This window comes from Aminobacter sp. MSH1, from assembly GCF_003071665.1.
Lineage (GTDB): Bacteria > Pseudomonadota > Alphaproteobacteria > Rhizobiales > Rhizobiaceae > Aminobacter > Aminobacter niigataensis.
The window spans coordinates 150,846-173,941 of the sequence record NZ_CP026266.1; the positions used below are offsets into that span (position 1 = coordinate 150,846).

At 63.7% G+C, this 23,096-nt stretch carries 23 protein-coding genes; 19 read left to right on the forward strand and 4 right to left on the reverse strand.

Annotated elements, in window-relative coordinates; genetic code table 11:
• The first annotated feature begins 8 nt into the window (after positions 1 to 8).
• The 9 genes from CO731_RS27015 to CO731_RS27055 all read left to right on the forward strand — a co-directional run bounded on the left by CO731_RS27015 (position 9) and on the right by CO731_RS27055 (position 8,539).
• Positions 9 to 440 (forward strand): heme-binding protein, encoded by a 432-nt coding sequence (locus tag CO731_RS27015; RefSeq protein WP_108610191.1) that lies wholly within the window; start codon positions 9 to 11, stop codon positions 438 to 440.
• A 172-nt stretch (positions 441 to 612) separates the two neighbouring features.
• On the forward strand, positions 613 to 1,701 hold the full coding sequence (locus CO731_RS27020; protein WP_108610192.1) for an NAD/NADP octopine/nopaline dehydrogenase family protein: 1,089 nt from the start codon (positions 613 to 615) through the stop codon (positions 1,699 to 1,701).
• The gene (locus CO731_RS27025; protein ID WP_108610193.1) at positions 1,698 to 2,588 is read left to right on the forward strand and encodes a dipicolinate synthase subunit DpsA; all 891 of its coding nucleotides are present in this window, start codon (positions 1,698 to 1,700) and stop codon (positions 2,586 to 2,588) included. The genes CO731_RS27020 and CO731_RS27025 overlap by 4 nt, the downstream gene beginning before the upstream one ends.
• A complete protein-coding gene (locus CO731_RS27030; protein ID WP_108610194.1) occupies positions 2,585 to 3,931 on the forward strand; it encodes an amidohydrolase family protein in 1,347 nt (448 codons plus the stop codon). The genes CO731_RS27025 and CO731_RS27030 overlap by 4 nt, the downstream gene beginning before the upstream one ends.
• On the forward strand, positions 3,928 to 4,611 hold the full coding sequence (locus CO731_RS27035) for a resolvase (RefSeq protein ID WP_108610195.1): 684 nt from the start codon (positions 3,928 to 3,930) through the stop codon (positions 4,609 to 4,611). Before CO731_RS27030 ends, CO731_RS27035 begins: the two co-directional genes overlap by 4 nt.
• 1 nt (position 4,612) lies before the next feature.
• A complete protein-coding gene (locus CO731_RS27040) occupies positions 4,613 to 4,813 on the forward strand; it encodes a 2-hydroxymuconate tautomerase (protein WP_108610196.1) in 201 nt (66 codons plus the stop codon).
• A complete protein-coding gene (locus CO731_RS27045; protein WP_108610197.1) occupies positions 4,810 to 5,799 on the forward strand; it encodes an isochorismatase family protein in 990 nt (329 codons plus the stop codon). The genes CO731_RS27040 and CO731_RS27045 overlap by 4 nt, the downstream gene beginning before the upstream one ends.
• A 456-nt stretch (positions 5,800 to 6,255) precedes the next feature.
• On the forward strand, positions 6,256 to 7,245 hold the full coding sequence (locus tag CO731_RS27050) for an ABC transporter substrate-binding protein (RefSeq protein WP_245440013.1): 990 nt from the start codon (positions 6,256 to 6,258) through the stop codon (positions 7,243 to 7,245).
• Complete coding sequence (locus CO731_RS27055) at positions 7,238 to 8,539, forward strand: amidase (protein WP_343207460.1); 1,302 nt, start codon at positions 7,238 to 7,240, stop codon at positions 8,537 to 8,539. Before CO731_RS27050 ends, CO731_RS27055 begins: the two co-directional genes overlap by 8 nt.
• A 97-nt stretch (positions 8,540 to 8,636) precedes the next feature.
• Here the strand turns inward: CO731_RS27055 and CO731_RS27060 are convergent, their stop codons facing one another.
• Positions 8,637 to 10,001 carry a cytosine deaminase gene (locus tag CO731_RS27060; protein ID WP_108610199.1) on the reverse strand — a complete coding sequence of 455 codons (1,365 nt, stop codon included), beginning with the start codon at positions 9,999 to 10,001 and terminating at the stop codon, positions 8,637 to 8,639.
• A 299-nt stretch (positions 10,002 to 10,300) separates the two neighbouring features.
• On the opposite strand from CO731_RS27060, the gene CO731_RS27065 reads away from it, so the two are divergent.
• From CO731_RS27065 to CO731_RS27105, 9 genes are all read left to right on the forward strand, one after another.
• Positions 10,301 to 11,041: a GntR family transcriptional regulator gene (locus CO731_RS27065; protein WP_108610200.1), complete on the forward strand. Its 741-nt coding sequence runs from the start codon at positions 10,301 to 10,303 to the stop codon at positions 11,039 to 11,041.
• Positions 11,042 to 11,066: 25 nt separating this feature from the next.
• A complete protein-coding gene (locus CO731_RS27070; protein WP_108610201.1) occupies positions 11,067 to 11,534 on the forward strand; it encodes a RidA family protein in 468 nt (155 codons plus the stop codon).
• Positions 11,535 to 11,536: 2 nt separating this feature from the next.
• Complete coding sequence (locus tag CO731_RS27075) at positions 11,537 to 12,535, forward strand: GTP-binding protein (RefSeq protein WP_245440014.1); 999 nt, start codon at positions 11,537 to 11,539, stop codon at positions 12,533 to 12,535.
• A 437-nt stretch (positions 12,536 to 12,972) separates the two neighbouring features.
• Entirely contained in the window at positions 12,973 to 13,881 is a 909-nt protein-coding gene (locus tag CO731_RS27080) for an ABC transporter substrate-binding protein (RefSeq protein WP_245440017.1), read from the forward strand.
• Between the two features lie 64 nt (positions 13,882 to 13,945).
• The gene (locus CO731_RS27085; RefSeq protein WP_183264772.1) at positions 13,946 to 14,722 is read left to right on the forward strand and encodes an ABC transporter permease; all 777 of its coding nucleotides are present in this window, start codon (positions 13,946 to 13,948) and stop codon (positions 14,720 to 14,722) included.
• A 55-nt stretch (positions 14,723 to 14,777) separates the two neighbouring features.
• A complete protein-coding gene (locus CO731_RS27090; RefSeq protein WP_108610204.1) occupies positions 14,778 to 15,578 on the forward strand; it encodes an ABC transporter ATP-binding protein in 801 nt (266 codons plus the stop codon).
• Positions 15,579 to 15,735: 157 nt separating this feature from the next.
• Positions 15,736 to 17,037, forward strand: coding sequence for a Re/Si-specific NAD(P)(+) transhydrogenase subunit alpha (locus CO731_RS27095; RefSeq protein ID WP_108679491.1), 1,302 nt, complete (start codon positions 15,736 to 15,738; stop codon positions 17,035 to 17,037).
• On the forward strand, positions 17,037 to 17,459 hold the full coding sequence (locus tag CO731_RS27100; protein ID WP_108607021.1) for a proton-translocating transhydrogenase family protein: 423 nt from the start codon (positions 17,037 to 17,039) through the stop codon (positions 17,457 to 17,459). The genes CO731_RS27095 and CO731_RS27100 overlap by 1 nt, the downstream gene beginning before the upstream one ends.
• Position 17,460: 1 nt before the next feature.
• Entirely contained in the window at positions 17,461 to 18,858 is a 1,398-nt protein-coding gene (locus tag CO731_RS27105; protein WP_108607022.1) for an NAD(P)(+) transhydrogenase (Re/Si-specific) subunit beta, read from the forward strand.
• Positions 18,859 to 18,928: 70 nt separating this feature from the next.
• Here the strand turns inward: CO731_RS27105 and CO731_RS27110 are convergent, their stop codons facing one another.
• Genes CO731_RS27110 through CO731_RS27120 form a run of 3 tightly spaced genes read right to left on the reverse strand, consistent with a single transcriptional unit; the run spans position 18,929 to position 21,631 of the window.
• Positions 18,929 to 20,047 (reverse strand): histidinol-phosphate transaminase, encoded by a 1,119-nt coding sequence (locus tag CO731_RS27110; protein WP_159091747.1) that lies wholly within the window; start codon positions 20,045 to 20,047, stop codon positions 18,929 to 18,931.
• A 31-nt stretch (positions 20,048 to 20,078) separates the two neighbouring features.
• Entirely contained in the window at positions 20,079 to 20,675 is a 597-nt protein-coding gene (locus CO731_RS27115) for a TetR/AcrR family transcriptional regulator (protein ID WP_108610207.1), read from the reverse strand.
• Positions 20,676 to 20,689: 14 nt separating this feature from the next.
• Complete coding sequence (locus CO731_RS27120; RefSeq protein WP_108610208.1) at positions 20,690 to 21,631, reverse strand: nucleoside hydrolase; 942 nt, start codon at positions 21,629 to 21,631, stop codon at positions 20,690 to 20,692.
• Positions 21,632 to 21,765: 134 nt separating this feature from the next.
• On the opposite strand from CO731_RS27120, the gene CO731_RS27125 reads away from it, so the two are divergent.
• Complete coding sequence (locus CO731_RS27125; RefSeq protein WP_108610209.1) at positions 21,766 to 23,091, forward strand: FAD-binding oxidoreductase; 1,326 nt, start codon at positions 21,766 to 21,768, stop codon at positions 23,089 to 23,091.
• The last annotated feature ends 5 nt before the right edge of the window (positions 23,092 to 23,096 follow it).

The following is a 23,096-nucleotide window of genomic DNA, read 5'->3' on the forward strand; positions in this document are numbered from 1 at the left end:
AACACCACATGTCCGAACTGACCCTTGCCAAGGCCAATGCCATCATCGCGGCGGCCTTCGCCAAAGCCCAGGACGCCAAGATGAAGCCGCTGTCGGTGGCGGTGCTGGATGCCGGCGGCCATCTGATCGCCTTCCAGAAACAGGACGGCTCGTCGATGCTGCGATTCGAAATCGCGAGCGGGAAGGCCTATGGCGCGCTCGCCGTCGGCATGGGCTCGCGCTGGCTCGACACGACCGCAAAAGAGCGTCCGCACTTCATGGAAGGCCTGAATGCTGTCTCCGGTGGCCGCATCGTGCCCGTGCCTGGCGGCGTGCTGATCCGGACCGCATCTGGCGCCTTGCTCGGTGCTGTAGGCATCACCGGCGACACCTCCGACAATGACGAACTGGCGGCCATATCGGGCATCGAAGCCGCAGGCTTCGCGGCAGTCGCAGGCTGACGGGCGGAAGGGCATTCTTCCGCTTGACAATTCCATCTGTGATCATAAAGTGTGATCAAACTAATTGACGAAATCAATTCAGCGCATGGGCTCGGGAGGAACCAGTCCGCAGCACCATGGCGCTTGAGGGCGCGCGGCTAGAATCGCTGCGCTTCGATCCTCGGAGGAGAGTATGAAGGTTGCAGTATTAGGCGCAGGCGCGGGCGGTGCAGCATCGGTCGCGGAATTGGTCCAGGCCGGTCATGACGTGCATTTCTGGGCGCGCTCGGCCGAAACGCTCGAGCCGCATATCAAGCTCGGCGGTGTCGCTTACGAGGGCAAGCTCGGCGAAGGCGTCGCCAGGCCGGCGCTGATCACCACCGATCTCAAGGCGGCCATCGACGGTGTCGACGTCGCAGTCATCGTCCTTCCGACCTTCTCGCACTCGGCCATCGCTTCGGCGCTGGCAGGGGCGGGCTGGTCGTCCAGCAAGCCTGTCGTGCTCAACCCCGGCCACACTGGCGGCGCGCTCGAATTCGCCGAGACGTTTTCACGCACCGGCCGTGCGGCACCTCCGGTGGTCGAGTTCTCGACGCTGACCTATGTCGCGCGCAAGTATCGCCCCGACGGCGTCACCGTCTCCGGCCGTGCCAAGCAGCTCAAGGCGGCAGCGCTCAAGGGCGGTTCGGAAGTTCTGGAGATCGCAGGAAAGCTCTATCCGGGCCTCACTCCGGTTGCCGACGTGATCGCTTCCGATCTCTCCAACGTCAACATGGTCCTGCATCCGCCGGCGGCTGTTTTGGCGGCGGCCTGGGTCGAGGCGACGGGTGGCAACTTCACCTTCTACGTCGATGCCATGACCCCGGGCGTCGCCCGCGTGATGAAGCAGCTCGACGACGAGCGGCTGGCGGTCGCCAAGGCCTTCGGGCATGATCTGCCCAACCTCGTCGAAGAGATGAAGCTGCTCGGCACGGTCGAGGCCGATGTGGTCGATACCAGCGATTTCCGAGCTGCGATTGCGGGCGGCGAGGCCAACAAGCGCATCAAAGGCCCGGACTCGCTCGAATACCGCTACTACAAGGAAGACTTCGGCCACGGCCTGCTGCCTTTCCTTGAATTCGCGAAGATCGCAGGCGTCGAGACGCCGGTTGCGCATTCGCTCTACAGCCTGGCGCAGATTGCCGTCGGCACCGACTATCGCAAGGGCGGCCGCACCGCCGAGGCGATGGGCATCGCCGGCATGTCCAGGGATCAGGTCATTCAGAAGGTCAGGGCGCAATGAGCTGGAACAACACAGTCATCGCCGTCGTCGCCGGCGACGCCCGCGAACAGGAGATCGCCCGTTGCGCGGTCCGTGCCGGAGCGACCGTCCGCGCCTATGGTTTCCCTTGGCCGGATGAGGGTATCGAGGATGTCTACCATGCAAAGGACGCTGCCGATGCGTTGAAGGGCGCCGACATCGCGCTGTTCCCGATCCCCGGCATCACCGCCGAAGGCGCGCTGTTTGCGCCGAAGTGCCCGGAAAAGATCATCCCGACGCGCGAGATGCTGGACGGCATGAACAAGCCTGGCCATATCATCCTCGGCTGGGGCGACGCCAATCTGAAGGGCCATTGCGAAGCCCTCGGCATCACGCTGCACGAATATGAGTGGGACGTCGACCTGATGCTGCTGCGCGGCCCGGCGATCGTCGAAGGCGTGCTCAAGGTGATCATCGAAAACACCCAGATCACCATCCACAAGTCCAACATCTGCCTGATCGGGCAGGGCACCATCGGCTCGCTTTTGACCAACACACTCCTGGCCCTTGGCGCCCATGTCCACGTCGCTGCGCGCAACCCGGTCCAGCGCGCTGCGGCTTACGCGGCGGGGGCGGAATCGCTGACGCTCGAACAATTGCCGGAATACCTGCCAAAGATGGACATCGTCATCGGCAGCGTGCCAAAGCGCCTGCTCGAGCGTGAACAGCTGGCGCTGTTACCCAAGCATGCGCTGCTGGTCGATGTCGCGGCCCCTCCCGGCACGATCGACAGGGATGCGGCTGGCGAACTCGGACTGAAGACCGTCTGGGCGCGCGGCATGGGCGCACGCGCGCCGATCACCGTCGGCCGCAGCCAGTGGAGCGGCATTGTCAGGCGCATTGCAGGAATTTTGGAGCAGAAGTCATGAAAGCGGATCTGGTCATCAAGAATGCGCGGGTGGTTCGCCACGACGGCGAATTCCACGGCGGCGTGGCGGTCAAGGACGGCAAGATAGTCCTGACCGGATCGGACGAGTCGCTGCCCGACGCAACCCGCACCATCGATGCCGAGGGTCGCGTGCTGATGCCGGGCCTGATCGACCCGCACTGCCACCTCGGCGTCAAGTTCCCCTTCGCAGAGGACATGCGCACGGAGACGGCGGCGGCGGCTTCCGGCGGCGTGACGACCGCACTGCTCTACATCCGCAACCTCAAGGAATCCTATTTGCCGTTCTACGAGGAGCGCAAGGCGCTGGGCGAGGAGAACTCGGTCATCGACTTCGGCTTCCACTTCGGCATCCAGCGCGAAGAGCACATCGCCGAGATCCCCGAGATCGTCGCCAAGACCGGCGTGAAGTCGTTCAAGTGCTATTTCGGCTACGAGCCCGACAATCCGATCGGCATCGTGCCGGCGACCGACGGCTGGGTCTATGCGGCGATGCGCATCCTCGCCAAGGTTCCCGGCGGTGTCATCAACGTCCACTGCGAAAACACCCAGATCGCCTCGTGGATCAAGAAGGAGATCGCCGCGACCGGCCGCCAGGATCTCGGCGCCTATACGGAATCGCGTCCGGCCTTCTGCGAGGTAGAAACCATTCGCCGCATGATCTTCCTTGCCGAAAAGACCGGCTGCTCGCTGCATCTGGTCCATACCTCGGTCGGCATGGGCCCCGTGCTGGCCGCCGAAGCGCAGGCGCGCGGCGTGCACGTTACCGTCGAGACCTGCCCGCATTATCTGACGCGCACCTGCTACGACGAAGATCTCGACATGCGCGCCAAGATCTCGCCGCCGCTGCGTGACCGCAACGAGCTCGAAGGCCTCTGGGCCGGCATGCTCAACGGCTCGGTCTACAGCCTCGGCACCGATCACGTGCCGTTCCTGCCCAAGAAGCTCGAGGACCTGTGGACTGAATTCCCCGGCGTCGTCAGCTTCCCGTGGGAGCTGTCGCTGATGCTGCATTTCGGCGTCCATCAGCGCGGCATGCCGCTCAGCCGCCTGGTCGAGCTCAACTCGTTCAATCCGGCGCGGCGCTTCGGCCTGTGGCCGCGCAAGGGCCACATCGATGTCGGCTTCGATGCCGACCTGGTGTTGGTCGACCTCGACGAGGAGCGCACCGTCACCCACACCGGCAAGGGCACCTGCATCTATGAAGGCTGGAAGCTGAAGGGCTGGCCGGTGATGACGGTGGCGCGCGGCGACATCGTCTATGAAAATGGCGTGGTCGCCGAAACCAACTACGGCCGCGGCCGCTGCGTGACGCTGCCGGCATGACACCTTCGGCCCCCGATCAACTGGACCTGGCCGGCCGGGTTTCGCTTATACCGGCGCGTCTGCCGGTGCGCGAAGCGGTGGCAGGCATCGTTGCCCGCAAGGCAACGGTGCGCCAGGAGCGGTTGTCGGGGATCCACAATCCGTGGGGCCATGTCATCGGCCTCACCGATCCGTGGAGCTTTCTCGACCTGTGCGAGAGCGATGTCGTGATCGACGCCGCACGAAAGGTCGTCGGGCCTGATGTCATCCTGTGGGACAGCGAGTTGTTTGCCGAAGTAAGCGGTTACGCCGAGTTCCTCGGAGAAAGCAGGGAAGGCCGCTACTGGCCGGTGACACCGCTTGCCGGCGCCATAATCGTGCTGCCTGTGGGACGGGAGAAGCCCGAGGCCAGGGCGGTCAGCCTCAATGATATCGGGCCGCAGGTGCTTGAAGGGTATGATCCTTCGGAACCGCTTTATGTCATCCGGCTGATGCCGGCGACGAGCCGTTTCGATCGTGACCCCAGGCACCCGGCCAATCTCGCCTGCATGGAAGAGCGGGTACTGGTCAATTATTCCAACCGTCCGCTGTGGCTGCTTTGCGGCACCGACCGGGCGGACAACGATCTGGTTTCGGGCTTCGCGCCCGCCGTGCCCGTCTGGGCCTCCGGCGCGCTGCCCACCGAAAGAGAGGAGAAATAGAATGCCGTTCGTCGTCGTAGAAATGTGGGAAGGGCGCACTGTCGAGCAGAAGCGCAATCTCGTCAAAGCCATCACCAAGGCCATGGTCGATGAGGCTGCCTGCAAGCCCGATCACCTGCACGTCGTGATTCACGAGACGCCCAAGGACAGCTGGGGCCGCGGTGGCGTGCTCGGCATCGACATGGTGGAGCACAAGAAATGAGCCTCGAAGCCCTCGACTACCGCAAGTCGGCACTGCTGGTCATCGACCTGCAGAACGCCTTCATCCACGAAAAGGGCACGCTCGGTATTTCGGGCGTCGACACCAAGCGCCTGTCCTCGATCGTGCCGCCGCTGGCCAAGCTGATCAAGCGCTGCCAGGATACCGGCATTCCGGTCATCTGGACGATGCAGGAACACTTCGCCGTCGACCAGAACCGCGCCAAGAAGAAGCTGCTCGGCCATACCGCCCGGCGCAAGCAGGTATCGGCGCTGGCCGGCAGCTGGGACGAGCAGATCATCGACGAGCTGAAGCCACTCGCCGATTTCGATCCGGCCTTCGTCATCCGCAAGCATCGCTTCGGCGCATTCTATGAAACCCGCCTCGAAATGATGCTGAAGATGCTGGGCACCCAGCATCTGTTCGTCACCGGCGCGACCACCAATGCCTGCGTCGAGACTTCGATCCGCGAAGCCTATCTGCGCGATCTCGACGTGATTGCCGTCGACGACTGCGTGTCGGGCGTCAACGCCGAGTGGGAAGCAACCGCCAAGCAGATCTGGAAGCAGTATTTCTGCGAGATCGCGCCCTCCTCGGAGGTGCTCGACTGGATTGGCGAACAGGTCAAGCCGCGCGTCACCAATTACGGCCACCAGCTGATCATGGTCAACGACATCGACACGTCGGTGGCGTTCTACACCAACCAGCTGGGCTTCACGATCCGGCAGGCCAAGCCGCTCGCCGACGGCCGTCCGTTCACCGCCTTCCATCAGGGTATCGCCCTGATCCACGGCAAGACGAGCGACCATCGCCAGCTCGACCACATTGCCTTCGAAGTCAATGACGTCCGCGCTCTGGACGCCAAGCTGAAGAAGGCCGGCGTGCGCTACTTCAACGAGCTGCATGACGGACCCTACGGGCTGACGATCTATATCGCCGATCCCGACGGCACCAAGGTCGAACTCTACCAGGTCGGCGCCACCGCCTGATCCTGGCATTTCTCAAGAGTGCATTCGGCCGCCGGCTCGCCCGGCGGCCGAATTGCGTTTGAGCTGCGGCACATGCCAGGCCGAAAGATCGCTGCTGGCGGTCGGCGCCGGAAAGTCGCCTATCCAGGCGACGCCATGATCAGGAACCTGCAGGGTTGAGGTCGGCATCCCACCGGGCGGCAAAGTTGATGGCAAGTCGTCCATACATTTGGCCTGGACGCCGTTAGCAATCCGGAACTGTCAGCCTGAGTTTTACTACTCAGAAGTACAGTCGCCGCTAGCAAAACTACTTTTTGGCCGGACCATATTCTTGCCTTGACACCAATGAATTGTGATCACACGATGAGATCAAGAATGGAGTGTGCACGCAATTCTGCCGCGTCTCTTGGAGGATAGAGACGCGCGTGCCGGGCCGTGTCGACCCCGCACGATGCCGCAAAAAGGAGGAGAGAAACGTTGTATCGCAAAGGTCTCATACGTAGCCTGGCGCTTGCCGCCACTGCTGCCGTCGTCACTGCTTTCGCATCTCACGGTGCGATGGCCGAGGAGTTCAAAGTCCGATTCAGCTGGAAGCTGAGTGGCGCGTATGGCTTCTTCTATCTCGGCGATCAGAAGGGCGTGTACAAGGACGCCGGGCTGGAACTGAAGCTCGGCGAGGGGGCCAGTTCGCAGGCCGCACTGGGTGGGTTGATCCAGGGCCAGGAAGACGTGGTGGTGATGCCTGGGATCTTTGCCGTATCGGCGATCCAGAGGGGCATGCCGGTCAAGATCATCGGGGTCTACCAGCCTTCGACGCCGCTTGCGCTGATCTCGCATCCCGACAATCCGGTCAACACGCCGAAAGATCTGGAAGGCAAGACCATCGCGCATGCGGTGGGTGAGACCGGCACGTCCTATCTCGGCGCCTTCTGCGAGATCAACAGTGTCGACTGCACCAAGATCAACAAGATCCAGATGGATTCGCAGACGCGCGTTCCCCAGTTCCTGCAGAGACAGGTCGACGTCGTCAGCGTCTACCGCAACAACGATTTGCCGGTGCTCGAGGACAAGGCCGGAGCGAAGTTCGTGACCCTCAACATGAGCGACTATGGCCTGTCCGTGCTCGGCGAGGCGATTGTCGCCAGCGATGAGGGTATCGCCAAGAATGGAGATGCCTTGCGCAGCTTCCTGGCCGCCAACGCCAAATCAATCGAAATGATGCGGGCCGACCCGGCGGGAACGGTAGCCGCATTGAAGGCGGTATGGAAGGCAGGGCCTTCGGATCAGGTCCTCCAGCGGCAAATCGAGACGACGGCGGCATTGTTCACGACGTCGGGGGGCACCCCGGTCGGTTGGGTCGACGAGAAGGTCATCGCCAACGCGCTGAAGCTGATCAGCAGCGTCGATGATATCGGCACGCCCCGGCCGCTTTCGGACTTCTACACCAACGAACTGCTGGGTGAGTGAGGCCGACCGCCCGCCGGCGACTGAAAGACTGAACGCGCTGATGCGCATATGCGATCTGCGCCGCTTAAGCGCCGGTTCGACCGTGGTCGAGCCGGCGAGAATGAACAATTTCCAGGAAGCATTTATGTCGCCGCAACAAGATCATTTTCGCGCCTTCATGCCGTATGGGGCGGTCGAAGTGCCCAATGCCGGCATTGGCCCGCTTGCGGGGCTGCGCCTTGCGGTGAAGGACCTGTTTGATGTCTCCGGATACCGCACCGGATGCGGATGTCCGCTCATGCTGGCCGAGAGCGATGTGAAGGCCCGAACGGCTCCTGCCGTTCAGCGCCTGCTCGACGCAGGCGCCCGCTTTGTCGGCAAGACCCATACCGACGAACTGGCGTGGTCGCTCTATGGTGTGAACGCCCATTTCGGTACGCCGGTAAACCCCGCTGCTCCAGATCGCGTGCCTGGAGGCTCGTCTTCCGGCTCCGCTGTTGCCGTTGCTGCGAACCTGGCTGACATCGGCATCGGAACGGATACGGGTGGCTCGGTGCGCCTTCCCGCCAGTTTCTGCGGGGTGTGGGGTTTCCGTCCGACCCACGGTCGCGTGTCGCTCGCCGGCTGCATGGATCTGGCCGCCAGCTTCGATACATTCGGCCTCTTCGCGCGCGACATCGACACGCTCGAGGCTGCCGGAAAGGTGGTCCTGGGCGACGACGACACCGTGCTACCAGCCCAGCCACGGCTCCTGCTGGCAAAGGACATGGCGGACAGGCTCGCCGACGGGCCCCGGGCGGTCTTTGATCAAGCTTTCGCTCATCTTGGTGCGACACCGGCGTCGGTCTATGCGGGAACCGGCGTGAGCGCGGTCTACGAAGCGTTTCGCAAGCTGCAGGCCTGGGACACCAGAAAGTCCGTCATTTCGTGGATGACCGCGTCCGGCATGCCGCGCTCGCGTGGACTTGATGAGCGATATGCCTATGCCATGTCATTGACCGACGATGACCATCTCGCGGCCAACCGTATCCGGGACAGCTTCCGGCAAAGGATGGACGATCTGCTGGGGCTGGATGGCATCCTCCTGGCGCCCGCGGTTCACGATGCACCGTTCCGCCTCGACGCTCCAGGGGAGGTTTTCGACGGCTACCGCCACGAGGCGATGACCCTGCTTTGCGTCGCCGGTCTCGCCGGCCTTCCGCAGATAGTGCTGCCGGCGGGCAAGGTGGACGGAGCGCCCTATGGCGTTTCGCTGATCGGTCCCCGCGGTTCGGACCTGTCGCTCATGGCGACGGCGCGCATGATGGTCGGGTGACAGGCCGGTTTCATGCCGGGGGAGAGCGCTACCTACGGCTGACAACCTCAGGCATTCGGCCGCCGGTTCGCCCGGCGGCCGAATTGCGTTTTGCAATTCAGCGCGGAGCCAGGCCGGCAAGATCGTCCAGTTCCCCATAGGAGGGAAGCGGCGAGGCGATGGGCGCGCCGCTGCGAATGACGATGCGGTTGCTTTCGGGCCGCGACAGCAATTCCGACCAGCAGCGTCCTTCGAACAAGATGAAGTCGGCTGCCAAGCCTTCGCCCATCATGCCCCTCCCGTCGAGGCGCATGATCGAAGCAGGCGTTGCCGATACCGCTCTCGGCCAGTCTCCGACCTCGTGGTCGAGGTGCAGGATCCGGGTCCCCATCCGATAGGTTTCCATCAGGTCGAGATCGCCATAGGCATAGAACGGGTCCCGCGTGTTGTCGGAGCCGAGCGCGACCGCAATGCCGCGGCGCCTCATCTCGTGCAGCAGGGTGACGCCCCGCCATCTCGGTGTGGTGCCGTCGTGGCGCCTGTCCTGCAGGTAGAGATTGCACATCGGCAGCGACACGACCGCAAGTCCGGCGGCCGCGACGGTGTCGAGCGTCCTGTCGACGATCGAACTGTCCTGCGTGGCGAGCGAACAGCAGTGGCCGACAAGCACCTTACCCGAAAAACGCGCCCGCAGCCCTGCCTCGGCGATGCGATGCAGGGAGTTGGCCGCCGGATCGGCCGTTTCGTCAGCGTGGAAATCCAGGTCGAGGCCGTACCGGGTCGCCGTCGCGAACATGCGGTCGAGCAGTGCATCGATGTCGGGCACGGGGAATGCGACGGCGCCAAATACGCCTCCGGCTGCCGCCACGCGCTGCGCCAGGGCATCGAGGGCGGCTTCGTTGCGGGCAAAGTCGATGCCGACGAGGCAGACTGCCTGCAGGTCGATCCTGCCCCGCCACGCTTCGCGCAGCTGCTCGAAGACAGGCCACGAGATCGTATCCTGTGGCGGTGCCGAATCGAGATGCGTGCGCATGGCTGATGTCCCGTAGTGGTGGGCGCAACGCAAAGCGAAGTCCATGCGCCGGGCAACGTCTTCGGCATTCCAGTTGGCCAGCCGGTCGGCGCCTGTGGAACTCATGGCGCCGGGGAAAGACCCGTCGGCACCTGGCGTTCGCGGCAGGATGTGGCCCTTGTCGAGATGCGTGTGGCAATCGACGAAGGTCGGCAGCACGATACGGCCTCCGGCGTCGAGCGAAATGATGCCCGCCGGATGGGGGTGAATGGCCGCCGGGGTTATTGCCAATATCTTGCCGTGCTCTACAGTCAGGTCAGCGAGAAAGAACTCGGCACCCGCGGTTTCGATGGCACCTGTTGCGGTTACTGCATTGTTGAGACGGACATTGCGCAGCATGTATCGCCCATGCACTGCGGCTGCGGTGATCGTTTCGCGCAGGGATACTTGGTCAGGTGCAGCTATGGTCATCGATATTCCTTTGCAATTGTCACGGCCTTTGCCATTGAAAACCGCGTTGTCGCCAATTCAGGCTGAGGCAGGAATGCCGCAACCCGACAGCGTGGGCAGGCACCAATTCGCTCGGCCGACCGGCGGCAGTTAAAGGTTGCCGTTCAGGGAAAGATCATTTATTGATCACAATATGAGATCACAGATTGCGGCCTGTCAACTTCTGCCCCCGGCCGGCGTCTGTCTGCGGCCGACCGCAGCAACGTCGTTCCTCGTACAGCGCAACTCTTGAGGAAATTGGCGAGAGGCGGAGAAGCGGAATGCGGATAGACAAAGTCGAAGGCGCCAACGGCGACAAAGATGCCGTCAAGCCGGCGCGCGGTCACGTCCACGAGCACGTGCTGAGCTATATGCGCCGCGGGCTGATGGTGGGCGCATTCCTGCCCGGCCAGGTGATGAGCCTGCGCAAGCTGGCGGCAGGTTTTGGCACCAGCCCGATGCCGGTTCGCGAAGTGCTGAGCCGGCTGGTTGCGGCGAATGCCCTGGAGGAGACCAAGGGCGGTTCGGTGCGTGTGCCGCGGCTGGGACCGGAAAAGCTCAGCGATCTTTTCGCCGTGCGCGAGATGCTCGAAGGCATGGCGACCGAGCTTGCCGCCAAGAAGGTGACACCTGCCCTGATCAGCCAACTGACCAGCCTCAACAAGCAACTGCTCGTGGCGATCGAAAAGCGCGATATCCTGAACTGCCTGTCCTATAACCAGAAATTCCATTTCACGGTTTACGAGGCTGCGGATTCCGAAGTGCTGATGCCGCTGATCGAATCCCTGTGGCTGCAGTTCGGCCCGACCATGTACATGTCGCTGCTGATCCCATCGATGCCGTGGAATGCCTCCGACCACGAAGACATTCTTGCCGCGCTGAAGGATGGCAACGCGACTGCTGCCAAGAAGGGCATCGTCCACGACATCCGCACCACCTGCAAGGCGCTGCTCAGCGTCGCCGGTTCGCAGGGCATCGAGCTGCCCTTCGCGCAGGGGCCGGAACTGCAATTCGACTACTGAAATCACGATCTGGGAGGACCGCACCATGGCGGGTAAGTTTGAACAAAATCTCGCGCGCCTGGGCATCAGCCTGCCGGCAACCGTGGCTCCTGCCGCCAATTACGTGCCGGCGCGCCGCCTGGGCAACCAGGTCTACATTTCCGGCCAGGTGCCGAGCGAGGCCGGCAAGGACAAATACACCGGCAAGCTCGGCTCCGATTACACGGTCGAGGAAGGCCAGGCGGCGGCCCGGCTCTGCGCCGTCAACATCCTGGCCCAGCTCAAGCAGGCGCTCGATGGCGATCTCGATCGCGTTGTCGGCGTCATCCGCCTCGGCGGCTTCGTCAATGCCGAGCCTGACTTCAAGGATCACCCCAAGGTCATCAACGGCGCATCCGACCTGATGGTCGACGTGTTCGGCGAGGCAGGGCGCCATGCCCGTGCTGCCGTCGGGTGTTATTCGCTGCCACGCAACGTGCCAGTCGAAGTCGACGCGATCTTCGAGGTCAACTGACCGTGCAGCCTGCCGCTTCGACGATTGACGACAGAATTCCGGTCCATGTGCTGACCGGCTTCCTGGGCAGCGGCAAGACGACCTTCCTGAGGCATCTGCTCGGCGGGCCGGATCTCGCCGATACGGCCGTGATCATCAACGAGTTCGGCGAAGTCGGGCTCGACCACCTGTTGGTGCGGGAAGTATCCGAGGACGCCGTGCTGTTATCCTCGGGCTGCCTGTGCTGCGCGGTGCGCGATGATCTCGTTTCCACATTGGCGGACCTTCTGGCGATGGTTCGTCGCGGCGAGGTGGCGCCTTTCCGCCGGGTCGTGGTTGAAACCACGGGCCTCGCCGATCCCGCACCGATCATGCAGGCGGTGATGAGCGATCTTCAGCTTCGTCGCGGCTATCGGGCGGGCAGCATCGTTGCCACCGTCGACGGCGTCAGCGGCGCCAACAGCATCGGCAGCTTCGCCGAAGCGGTGCAGCAGGTCGCGCTTGCCGATTGCGTCGTCATCACCAAGTCGGATCTCGTCGAGCCCTGGCGGCTCGACGCGCTTGGCCAGGATGTCGGCAAGGTCAACCCTCAGGTCAGGCAGCTTGTCTCCAGCCGCGCAAGCATGCCAAGCGCGGCCGACATCTTCGATCACGAAGAAAGCTGGCAGCCGCGCCATTTCGAAATGGCCGACACACCAGCCTTGGGCAAGCACAGCGACGGCATCGATACCTTCACGGTCGAAGTGACGCGAGAGGTGGACTGGCCTGCTTTCGTCGACTGGCTCGAACTGCTTCTGGCCGGTCGCGGCCAATCGATCCTTCGCGTGAAGGGCCTGCTGCCGGTCAAGGGCGATGCGCGTCCGGTTGTCATCCACGGCGTCCAGCACGTCGTTTATCCGCCGGAGTATCTGGAGCGCTGGCCGGATGGCATGCCGCATGGCTGGCTGGTTTTCATTGCCCGCGACCTGACCCGCGCCGCGATCGAGAATTCGTTGCCGAGCACATTCGCCACCGCGCACTGACGATCCGAAGCCGCTGGCGTCCGACTTTTGCCCAAACATTTTTGTGTCGGCCCTGACGGCTGCGCGCGCTAAGCCGTGCCGAGGCTCGGTCGCGACGTCGCGACGCGTGGCGAATCCAGAAGCGATTTCCGGTGCTTGCGGGAGAGGTCGCGCGGCTGCGAAGTGCCAGCAGAACGCCCGACATTTGTTAGAGGCGAGCTTAGATTCGGCGCTTGACAAAGTTCAATTGTGATCACACTATGAGATCAAGAATGAGGATCGAGAGCGTGAGCTGTCGCGCCTTGTTCGGGGGAGAGAGGCAGGCCTTCGGGCCATAGGGGGCGCCAGTCGGTGCTCGTTTAGGGAGGAGAGAAATGTTGTACGTCACAGGTCTCATTCGCGGCACGGCTCTGGCCGCGACCGCTGCCATAGCCACCGTCCTGGCAAGCCACAGTGCGATGGCCGAGGACATCAATCTACGTTTCAGCTGGAAGCTGAAGGGCGAATACGGCTTCTTCTACCTGGGGCAGGAAAAAGGCCTCTACAAGGATGCCGGCCTCAATGTGACGCTCGGTGAAGGCGCTGGCGCGCAGGCGGCCCTCGCGGCCCTACTTCAGGGCCAGGAAGACCTTGCAGTGGTTCCTGGAATATTTGCGATCACGGCAATCCAGAAAGGCATGCCAGTCAAGATTATTTCTCTTTACCAGCCGGCCGCGCCCGTTGTCCTTATTTCTCATCCCGAGAATCCGGTGGTCAAGCCAAGCGATCTCGAGGGCAAGTCCATCGCAAGCTCGATCGGCGAAACGTCGACGGCCTACATGGATGTCTTCTGCAGTGTGAATAATATCGACTGCAAGAAGGTAAATAAGATCCAGATGGACAGCCAGACCCGCATTCCGCAGTTCGTGCAGAAGAAGGTCGACGTGGTTGGCGTGTACCGCACAAGCGATCTTCCTGTTCTCATCGACAAGACCTCGACCAATTTCGCTGTCCTCGACATGGAGGAATTCGGCCTCGCAGTTCCCGGCCTGGCCGTTGTCGCCAGCGCCGACGGTGTGGAGAAGAAGGGCGACGTGCTTCGCAACTTCCTTTCCGTCACCAGCAAGGCAATCGAAATGTCGCGCAGCGATCCTGCCGCTGCGACCGCCGCTTTGAAGGCGGTATGGCAGGCTGGGCCTTCCGACAAGGTCGTCCGCGAGCAGGTCGAGGCGACTTCAAAGTCCATTCCGGCATCCACGGGCAAGCCTCTTGGATGGGTCGATGAGAAGACGATTGCCGATGCGCTCAAGCTGATCGGTAGCGTCGACGAGATCGGTGAACCGAAGCCCATCTCGACCTTTTATACCAATGATCTTCTGACGCAGTGAGGCTACGGTGGCGAGCACGGATGTAATCGGCGCCGGTCAGGCGCAGAAAAAGCAAGGCAACAACATGAGCAGCAAGAAAAAATCGCGAGGACCCTGGCTGGAGCGTTACTCGGCGCTTATCCTCGCGGTCGTTCTGCTCGGCGCCTGGCAGATTCTGGTTCCGTTGTCGGGGCTGTCGGAGTTCGTCCTGCCGACCCCGCTGGCTATCGCCACGCGGATCGTCAACGAGCTGCCGCTGCTCGCCACCCATGGCTATGTCACGCTTTTTGAAGTGGTCGTCGGCTTTGCCATGGGGGTGCTGGTCGGCATCCCCCTGGCGCTGTCGATCTTCTATTCCAGGGCTTTCGAACGTGCCATCTACCCGATCCTGGTGGCATTGCAGACGGTGCCCAAGGTAGCGCTGGCGCCGCTGCTGGTGCTCTATCTCGGCTATGGCTGGGCGCCCAAGATCACGCTGGCCTTCCTGATCTCGTTCTTCCCGATCGTCATTTCCACCGTCGTCGGCCTGCAGTCGCTCGACAAGAACCTGGTCAATCTCGTCCGCTCGATGGGTGCCGGCGAATGGCAGACGTTCTTCAAGGTTCGCCTGCCAGCAGCACTGCCGAATATTTTCGGCGGCTTCAAGGTAGCGGTGTCGCTTGCGGTCATCGGTGCGGTCATCGGCGAGTATGTTGCTGCCGAGCGCGGTCTTGGCTACCTGCAGCTCCAGGCCAATTCGCAGTTCGACACGACGCTCAACTTCGCCACCGTGGTGGCGATCTCGGGACTTGGCGTGATGCTCTATTTCATCATCGACACCATCGAGTCCCGCGTCACCTACAAGCGCGACTCCGCCAAATAACCCGGCCCTTCAATCGGTCCGGCAACAACGAATACAGGTTCAGTGAGGCAATTCCATGAGTGCCACTACCCAGACTGGCGCGGCGGTCGACATTTCCCGGCTTTCCAAGATCTACAAGACACGCGAGGACGATGACGTCCTCGCCCTCGACAAGATCGATCTCAGGATCGAGCCCGGCAGCTTTGTTGCCGTCGTCGGGCCGAGCGGTTGCGGCAAGAGCACGCTGCTTTCGCTTCTCGCCGGCCTGACACCCGCCTCGACCGGCAGCATCTCCATCGACGGAGACGGCGTCAGCAGGCCGCATCCGAAAACCGGCGTCGTGTTCCAGTCGGATCTGTTGCTCTACTGGCGCACGGTGCTCGACAACATCCTGCTGCCGATCGAGATCAAGAAGCTCGATGCCGCGAAATACAGGCAACGTGCCGAAGAATTGCTGGCCCAGGTCGGCCTCGAAGGTTTTGGCAACAAGTATCCCTCCGAGCTCTCCGGCGGCATGCGCCAGCGCGTGGCGATCTGCCGGGCACTGATCCAGGAGCCAGGCCTGCTGTTGATGGACGAGCCGTTTGGCGCGCTCGACGCGCTGACGCGCGAACAGATGATCATGGATCTGCAGTCGATGTGGCTCAGGCTTGGCAACACGGTGCTGTTCATCACCCACGGCATCGACGAGGCGGTGTTCCTTGCCGACCGCGTGCTGGTGATGTCGCCGCGTCCCGGCCGCGTCGATCTCGACCTCAAGATCGATCTGCCGCGCCCGCGGCAGTGGAGCAAGACCCACGAAGACAAGGATTATCACGGCTACGTCCGGCAGATCCGCGCGATCTTCGAGGCCAAGGGCATTCTGGTCGCCCACTAGTGTACTGGCCCGGAAACCGGCGACGATTTTCGGGCCCGCTGGGCACCTGACGCCCCGATCGGTTCGGCCGATCCGCCAATCGGCAATTGCGACAGAAAAGACATGAACGCCGCCGGGACATTTTCCCGGCGGGCGACCAGTTGCGCGGAGAGCCCGGATGCCTGGAACGATATTCATACCGAGAGAGATTGATGCGATTGAGAGCCGGGTTGGTGCTTCGCCGGATACGGTGAAACGCCTTGTCGGGCTTGGTTTCGAGGTGGTGGTGGAGAGCGGGGCGGGGACCTTGTCGCGCATTCCCGACGCCGATTTCACTGCGGTCGGCGGCAAGATCGGCAAGGCCGCCGATGCCGGCAAGGCGGATGTCGTGCTCAAGGTGCGCCGTCCTTCCGAAGCCGAGCTCAACGGCTACAAGCCAGGTGCCGCGGTGCTCGCCACCATGGATCCCTATGGCAACGACGCCGCGGTCGCGGCGATGGCCAAGGCAGGCGTCACGGCGTTTGCCATGGAGTTCATGCCGCGCATTACCCGCGCCCAGGTCATGGACGTGCTGTCGTCGCAGGCAAACCTTGCCGGCTACCAGGCGGTGATCGACGGTGCCGCCGAATATGACCGGGCGCTGCCGATGATGATGACCGCGGCCGGCACTGTGCCGGCAGCGAAGGTGTTCATCATGGGCGTCGGCGTCGCCGGCCTGCAGGCGATCGCCACCGCCCGCCGCATGGGCGCGATCGTGACTGCCACCGACGTGCGTCCGGCGGTCAAGGAGCAGGTCGCCTCGCTCGGCGCCAAGTTCCTGGCGGTCGAGGACGAGGAGTTCAAGGCAGCCGAGACCGCCGGCGGCTACGCCAAGGAGATGTCGAAGGAGTACCAGGCCAAGCAGGCGGCACTCACCGCCGAGCACATCGCCAAGCAGGACATCGTGATTACCACCGCCCTGATCCCGGGCCGTCCGGCGCCGAAGCTGGTGTCGGCGGCCATGGTCGCCTCGATGAAGCCGGGTTCGGTGCTTGTCGACCTCGCCGTCGAGCGCGGCGGCAATGTCGAGGGTGCGGTGCCTGGCAAGGTCGTCACCACCGCCAACGGGGCCAAGATCGTCGGCCATCTCAACGTGCCGGGCCGTGTCGCGGCCTCGGCCTCGCTGCTTTACGCCAAGAACCTGTTCGCCTTCCTCGAGACCATGGTCGACAAGACGACCAAGCAGATTGCCATCAACCGCGACGACGAGCTGGTCAAGGCAACGATGCTGACCGATGCAGGCAAGGTCGTTCACCCCAACTTCGCCAATGCCGCGGCAGCGGCTGCAGCGGACAAGCCCAAGCCGGTCGTTGCGGGCCAGAACCGCGGCGACGACCCGGCAAGCGACGGTGCGGCCAAGGCCGAGAAACCGGCCGCTGCCAAAAAGACCACTGCCCAGAAAACCACCGCCAAGAAGCCGGCCAAGCAGGGAGACGCGTGATGGAAGGTCTTCAGAAAGCCCTCGACCAGCTCGACCAGGCGGTTGGTGCCGTCCGGCTCGGCATCCAGGATCTCGCCACCAGCCAAGGGACGGCGGACGCCGCGGGCGATGCCGCACATGCGCTGACCGGCGGGGCGATCGACCCGTTCGTGTTCCGCTTCGCCATCTTCGTGCTGGCGATCTTCGTCGGCTACTACGTCGTCTGGTCGGTGACGCCGGCTTTGCACACGCCGCTGATGGCGGTGACCAACGCCATCTCCTCGGTGATCGTCGTCGGGGCGCTGCTCGCCGTCGGCATCGCAGCCTCCGGGCTTGCCACCGGCTTCGGCTTCATTGCCCTGGTGCTCGCCTCGGTCAACATCTTCGGCGGCTTCCTCGTCACCCAGCGCATGCTGGCGATGTACAAGAAGAAGGACAAGTGACGTGACCCTGAACCTCGCTTCCTTCCTCTACCTGGTCTCCGGCATCCTGTTCATCCTGGCGCTGCGCGGCCTGTCGCATCCGACCACCTCCCGCCAGGGCAACACCTACGGCATGATCGGCATGGGCATCGCCATCGCCACCACGCTGGCGCTGGCCAAGCCCACGCTGGCCGGCCTCGGCCTGATCGTGCTCGGCCTTGCCATCGGCGGCGGCGTCGGTGCGGTCACCGCGCGGCGCATCGCCATGACCTCGATGCCGCAGCTGGTCGCAGCCTTCCACAGCCTCGTCGGCATGGCCGCGGTGATGGTGGCGGCCGCCGCCGTCTATGCGCCGGAAAGCTTTGGCATCGGCTCGGTCGGGGCCATCCACGGCCAGGCCTTGGTCGAGATGAGCCTGGGTGTCGCCATCGGCGCCATCACCTTCACCGGCTCGGTCATCGCCTTCCTCAAGCTTGACGGCCGCATGTCGGGCAAGCCGATCATGCTGCCCGGCCGCCACTTCATCAACGCTGCCCTCGGCATCGCCCTTGTCGTGCTCATCGTCATGCTGGTGACGACGCAGTCGACGACGGTGTTCTGGCTGATCGTGGCGGTGTCGCTGGTGCTCGGCGTGCTGCTCATCGTGCCGATCGGCGGCGCCGACATGCCGGTGGTCGTCTCCATGCTCAACTCCTATTCGGGCTGGGCAGCGGCAGCACTTGGCTTCACCCTCGGCAATCTGGCGCTGATCATCACCGGTGCGCTGGTCGGCTCGTCGGGTGCGATCCTGTCCTACATCATGTGCAAGGGCATGAACCGCTCGTTCATCTCGGTCATTCTCGGTGGCTTCGGCGGCGAGACCGCGGCTGTTGCCGACGACGGCATCGAGCGCACCGTCAAGCAGGGTTCGGCCGACGATGCCGCCTTCCTGATGATGAACGCCCAAAAGGTCATCATCGTGCCGGGCTACGGCATGGCGGTGGCGCAGGCCCAGCATGCGCTGCGCGAGATGACCGACAAGCTCAAGGCCAATGGCGTCGAGGTCAAATACGCCATCCACCCGGTCGCCGGCCGCATGCCCGGGCACATGAACGTGCTCTTGGCCGAGGCCAACGTGCCTTACGACGAGGTCTTCGAGCTCGAAGACATCAACTCAGAGTTCGCCCAGGCCGACGTCGCCTATGTCATCGGCGCCAACGACGTCACCAACCCCTCGGCACGCGATGACAAGAACAGCCCGATCTACGGCATGCCGATCCTCGATGTCGACAAGGCGCGCACCTGCCTGTTCGTCAAGCGCAGCCTCGGCTCCGGCTACGCCGGCATCGACAACACGCTGTTCTACAAGGACGGCACCATGATGCTGCTCGGCGACGCCAAGAAGATGACCGAAGAAATCGTCAAGGCCATGGACCACTGAGCCAGCTCAGCGGCAACAACCGACAACAACGACGAGAAAAAGCCCGGCCAGAAGCCGGGCTTTTTCGTGCTTATGCCCCGGCGGCCAGGCGCTCGCCGTTTGCGGCGCGGACCTCGACGCGGAGCAGGCCGAGCATTTCATCGAGATCGGCGCGGTCGGCAATCGAGATGCGCAGCCATTCCGGCAGGCCGTAATCCTCGTTGGAGCGGATGATGAAGCCCTGCTTCGCCAGCCGTGCCACGGTCGCCTGCGCCCAGCCCGCTGCCGCGCCGGGCAAGCGGACGAAAGCGAAGTTCGCAGCACTTGGCGAGATCTCGAAACCGAGCGTGCGCAGCTCCCTTTCGAGATAGTCGCGTTCCTCGGCGGTGCGGGCGCGGACATGCTGGATGAAATCCTGTTCGCCGACGGCAACCGTCGCCGCCACCTGGGCCAGGCCGTTGACGTTGCCGATGCCGCGCACGTTGTTCAGTGCGGCGACGACCTCCGGATAGGCATAGGCCCAGCCGGCGCGGGCGGACGCCAGTCCGTAGGCCTTGGAGAAGGTGCGGGTGACGATGACGTTCGGGTGGCGGTCGGCGATCTCGAAGGTTGCGACGGCCTCGGCCGGATCGACATATTCGGCGTAGGCCGCATCGAGCACCAGCACGACATGCGACGGCAGTTCGCGCGCCAGGCGTGCCACTTCGTCCATGGGGACCACCGAGCCGGTCGGGTTGTTGGGGTTGGCGAGGAAGATGACGCGGGTCGCCGGCGTGACGGCGGCCAGGAGCGCATCGACGTCGACCGAAAAGTCAGGTCCGAGCGGCGCTTCGACCGCCTTGGCGCCGAGGCGATAGGCGACGATGGCGAACTGCAGGAACGAATAGGCCGGGAACAGGATCTCGTCGCCGGCACGGGCATATACGCGGCCGACGGCGTCGAGCAGCTCCTCCGAGCCGTTGCCGCAGACGATGCGGGCCGGATTGAGGTTGAACTGCTTGCCGATGGCGGCGCGCATGGTGCCGCAGCCCGGATCGGCATAGCGGTAGACCTGGGGTGCTGCCTCGCGGATGGCCTCGACCACGCCCGGCGCCGCACCGAGCCAGCTTTCGTTGAGCCCGAGATTGACGACGCGCGCCGCACCCGACGTGTCGATCTTCTTGACAACGGTCAGCGTCCGCGCGGACAGATAGGGCACAGGCAGGGACATTTCGTTTCCTCGGTTCATGCCGATGGCTCCGTCATTCGGAGCCGATCAGGATCTTGGTGTAGAGAGAGCGGAAGCGCTTGCGGTCTGCTGGCGGTTCCTTGAAGTGGGTGGCGTAGTAGCCGATCTGCTGGAAGTAGGTGATGCGGGCGCGGATCAGGCTTTCGTCATCGTCGTAGCCCATCGCAGCAAAGGCGCGGACGAGCAGCGCCATGCGAAAATCGTCCTGGGCCTGCACCTTGCGGGCAATCACGGCCGAACTGCGTGCCCAGTCGCGGATGGCGAGGTCGAGGCGTGGGCTGAACGGATCCTCGCTGATCCACACCCCGGTCACCGCGTCGAAATAGGCAGGGCCGTCGATGACCTCCTGGTCGATCAGCGCCTCGAACGGCTTGCAATTGCGTTGCCGCCATTGCTCGAGAAGGCTGTCGAGCAGGTCCTTCAGGTTCTTGAAGTGGAAGTAGAAGCTGCCGCGCGTGACCTTCAGTTGCCTGGACAGGTGGTCGATCTTGACGTTGGCGATGCCCTTCTTCTCAAGCGTGGCGATCGCTGTGGCGATCCACGCCTCGCGCGACAGCGTTTTCCGCGCCGCAGGCTTGGCCGGTGGTTCAGAGATTGCGCTGCTTTTCATGGCTCATCGCCTGCTCAGGGAAGGTTGCCGAACCGCTCCAGCATCAGCGCAAAGAAGCCGTCGGCGTCGATGCGGCGCAGCACGTTGCAGTTCTTGCGCCGGCCGGTGACGTGCCACCAGTCGACCACGGTCATGCCGATGGTCTCCGGTGACATCAGCTCGATGGTGACGTTGCACTGCTTCTGCTCGTAGAGATGCGGCGCCAAGAGATAGCCGGTCACGCAGGCATCGTGGATCGGGCGGGCCTCGGTGGCGAACTTGTGCGAGCCGTACTGGCGATAGAAGTCGGCCATGTTGGCGGCCTCGATGGCCGAGCGCGTGCCGAGCGCGCGCAGCTGCTGCAGCCATTCCGGCGTCATCTGGGCGGTGTAGGTGCAGTCGATGCCGGCCATGGTCACAGGCACGTCGGAATCGAACACGACGGCGGCCGCGTGCGGGTCGACCCAGATGTTGAATTCGGCGGCCGGCGTCGCGTTGCCGCCCTCGAAGAAGCCGCCGCCCATCAGTACGACTTCGCGGATGCGCGGGATGATGCGTGGCTCCATCACCATGGCCATGCCAAGATTGGTCATCGGCCCGAGCGTGCAGACGGTGATCTCGCCTTCAGGAGCGGCCATCAGCGCGTCGACGAGGAAGTTGACAGCGTGCTTGTCCTGCAATGGCCGGCTCGGCTCGGGCAGGACGCAGCCGTCGATGCCGGTCGGGCCATGGACATACTCGGCGGTCTTGAGCGCCTTGACCATCGGCCGCGAACAGCCGGCATAGACCGGCACGTCGGGGCGGCCGGCGAGCTCGGCGATCTGCAGCGCGTTGCGCGAGGTCAGCGCCAGGGGCACGTTGCCGCCGACGGTGGTCAGCGCCACCACCTCCAGCTCCGGCGAGCCGAGCGCGAAAAGGATGGCGAAGGCGTCGTCCTGGCCGGGGTCGGTGTCGATGATGATCTTGCGTGGCGACATGGCACTTTCCCCCGGTTCGATCGCCGGGTAGCCTCCGGCGGCATTGCAAGAATTCGAGCGCCATGCATACAGTACTGTATGTTATTTTCAAGCCGGCACGGGACGTCTCCCGTCGGCTCATCGGGGAGAAATGAATGGGGCCTCCAGTCGATCCGGTTCCCGCTGGCGACCTCCAGCCAAAGAGCGCCGATGTCGTCATCGTCGGCGGCGGCATCATCGGCGTCAGCGCAGCGCTGTTCCTGGCGCGCAAGGGCATTTCCGTCGTCGTCTGCGAGAAGGGCCATGTCGCCGGCGAGCAGTCGAGCCGCAACTGGGGCTGGTGCCGGCGCATGGGCCGCGACCCGCGCGAACTGCCACTGATCGTCGAGGCGATGAAGATGTGGGGCGGCATCGAGGATCTGGTTGGCGAGGACGTCGGCTTTCGCCGCACCGGCATCCTCTATCTTTGCCAGGACGAAAGCGACGTCGAGCATCATTCCGACTGGCTGAAGAGTGCCTGCGACTATGGCCTCGACACCAGGATGATCGAGGGCAGGGCACTGGCCGATCTCATGCCCGGCGCGCAGAAGACATTCCGTGCGGCACTGCATACGCCGAGCGACGGACGGGCCGAACCGCAGAAGGCGGCCCCCGCGATCGCGCGTGCCGCCCAACGCGCCGGCGCCCGTATCCTGCTGCGCTGTGCCGTGCGCGAGATCGAGACCGAAGGCGGCCGTGTCTCGGGCGTCGTCACCGAGAACGGCCCGATCCGTGCCGGAACGGTGGTTGTCGCGGCAGGTGCGTGGTCGAGCACGTTGTGCCGCTCGCTCGGCATTCGCTTGCCGCAACTTGCCGTTCGCTCGTCGGTGATGCGCACCGGTCCGGTCGAAGGCGGCCCGGACGGTGCGGCCTGGACGGAAGGTTTTGCCTACCGCAAGCGGCTCGACGGCGGCTACACCATTGCCAATGGCATGATCAGCTATCACCATGTCTCGCCGGACAGCTTCCGCTATTTCGTCGACTTCCTGCCGATCCTGTCACGCGAATGGCGCTCGATCGGTCTGCGTTTCGGCGATTTTCTCGGTGGTCCCTTTGGGCTTTCGCCCAAGCTGGAAGGCGAAGGCAGCGTCTACGAGCGCAATCGTACGCTCGATCCCGCTCCGGCGGTTGCCCCGCTGGAGCGTGCCCGCGCCAACATGGAGAAGGTCTTTCCGGCATTGAAAGGAGTACCCACGCTGCAGCGCTGGGCCGGCTTCATCGATGCCACGCCCGATGCGGTGCCGGTTATCTCGCCGGTCAACTCGCTGCCGGGGCTGGTGATCGCCACAGGCTTTTCCGGCCATGGCTTCGGCATCGGTCCGGCCGCGGGGCGGCTGACGGCCGACCTCGTCACCGGCAACACGCCATTGGTGGACCCCACGGCCTTCCGCTACGAGCGCTTCATCGACGGCACGAAACATCGCCCGACCACGGGCGTGTGACACCG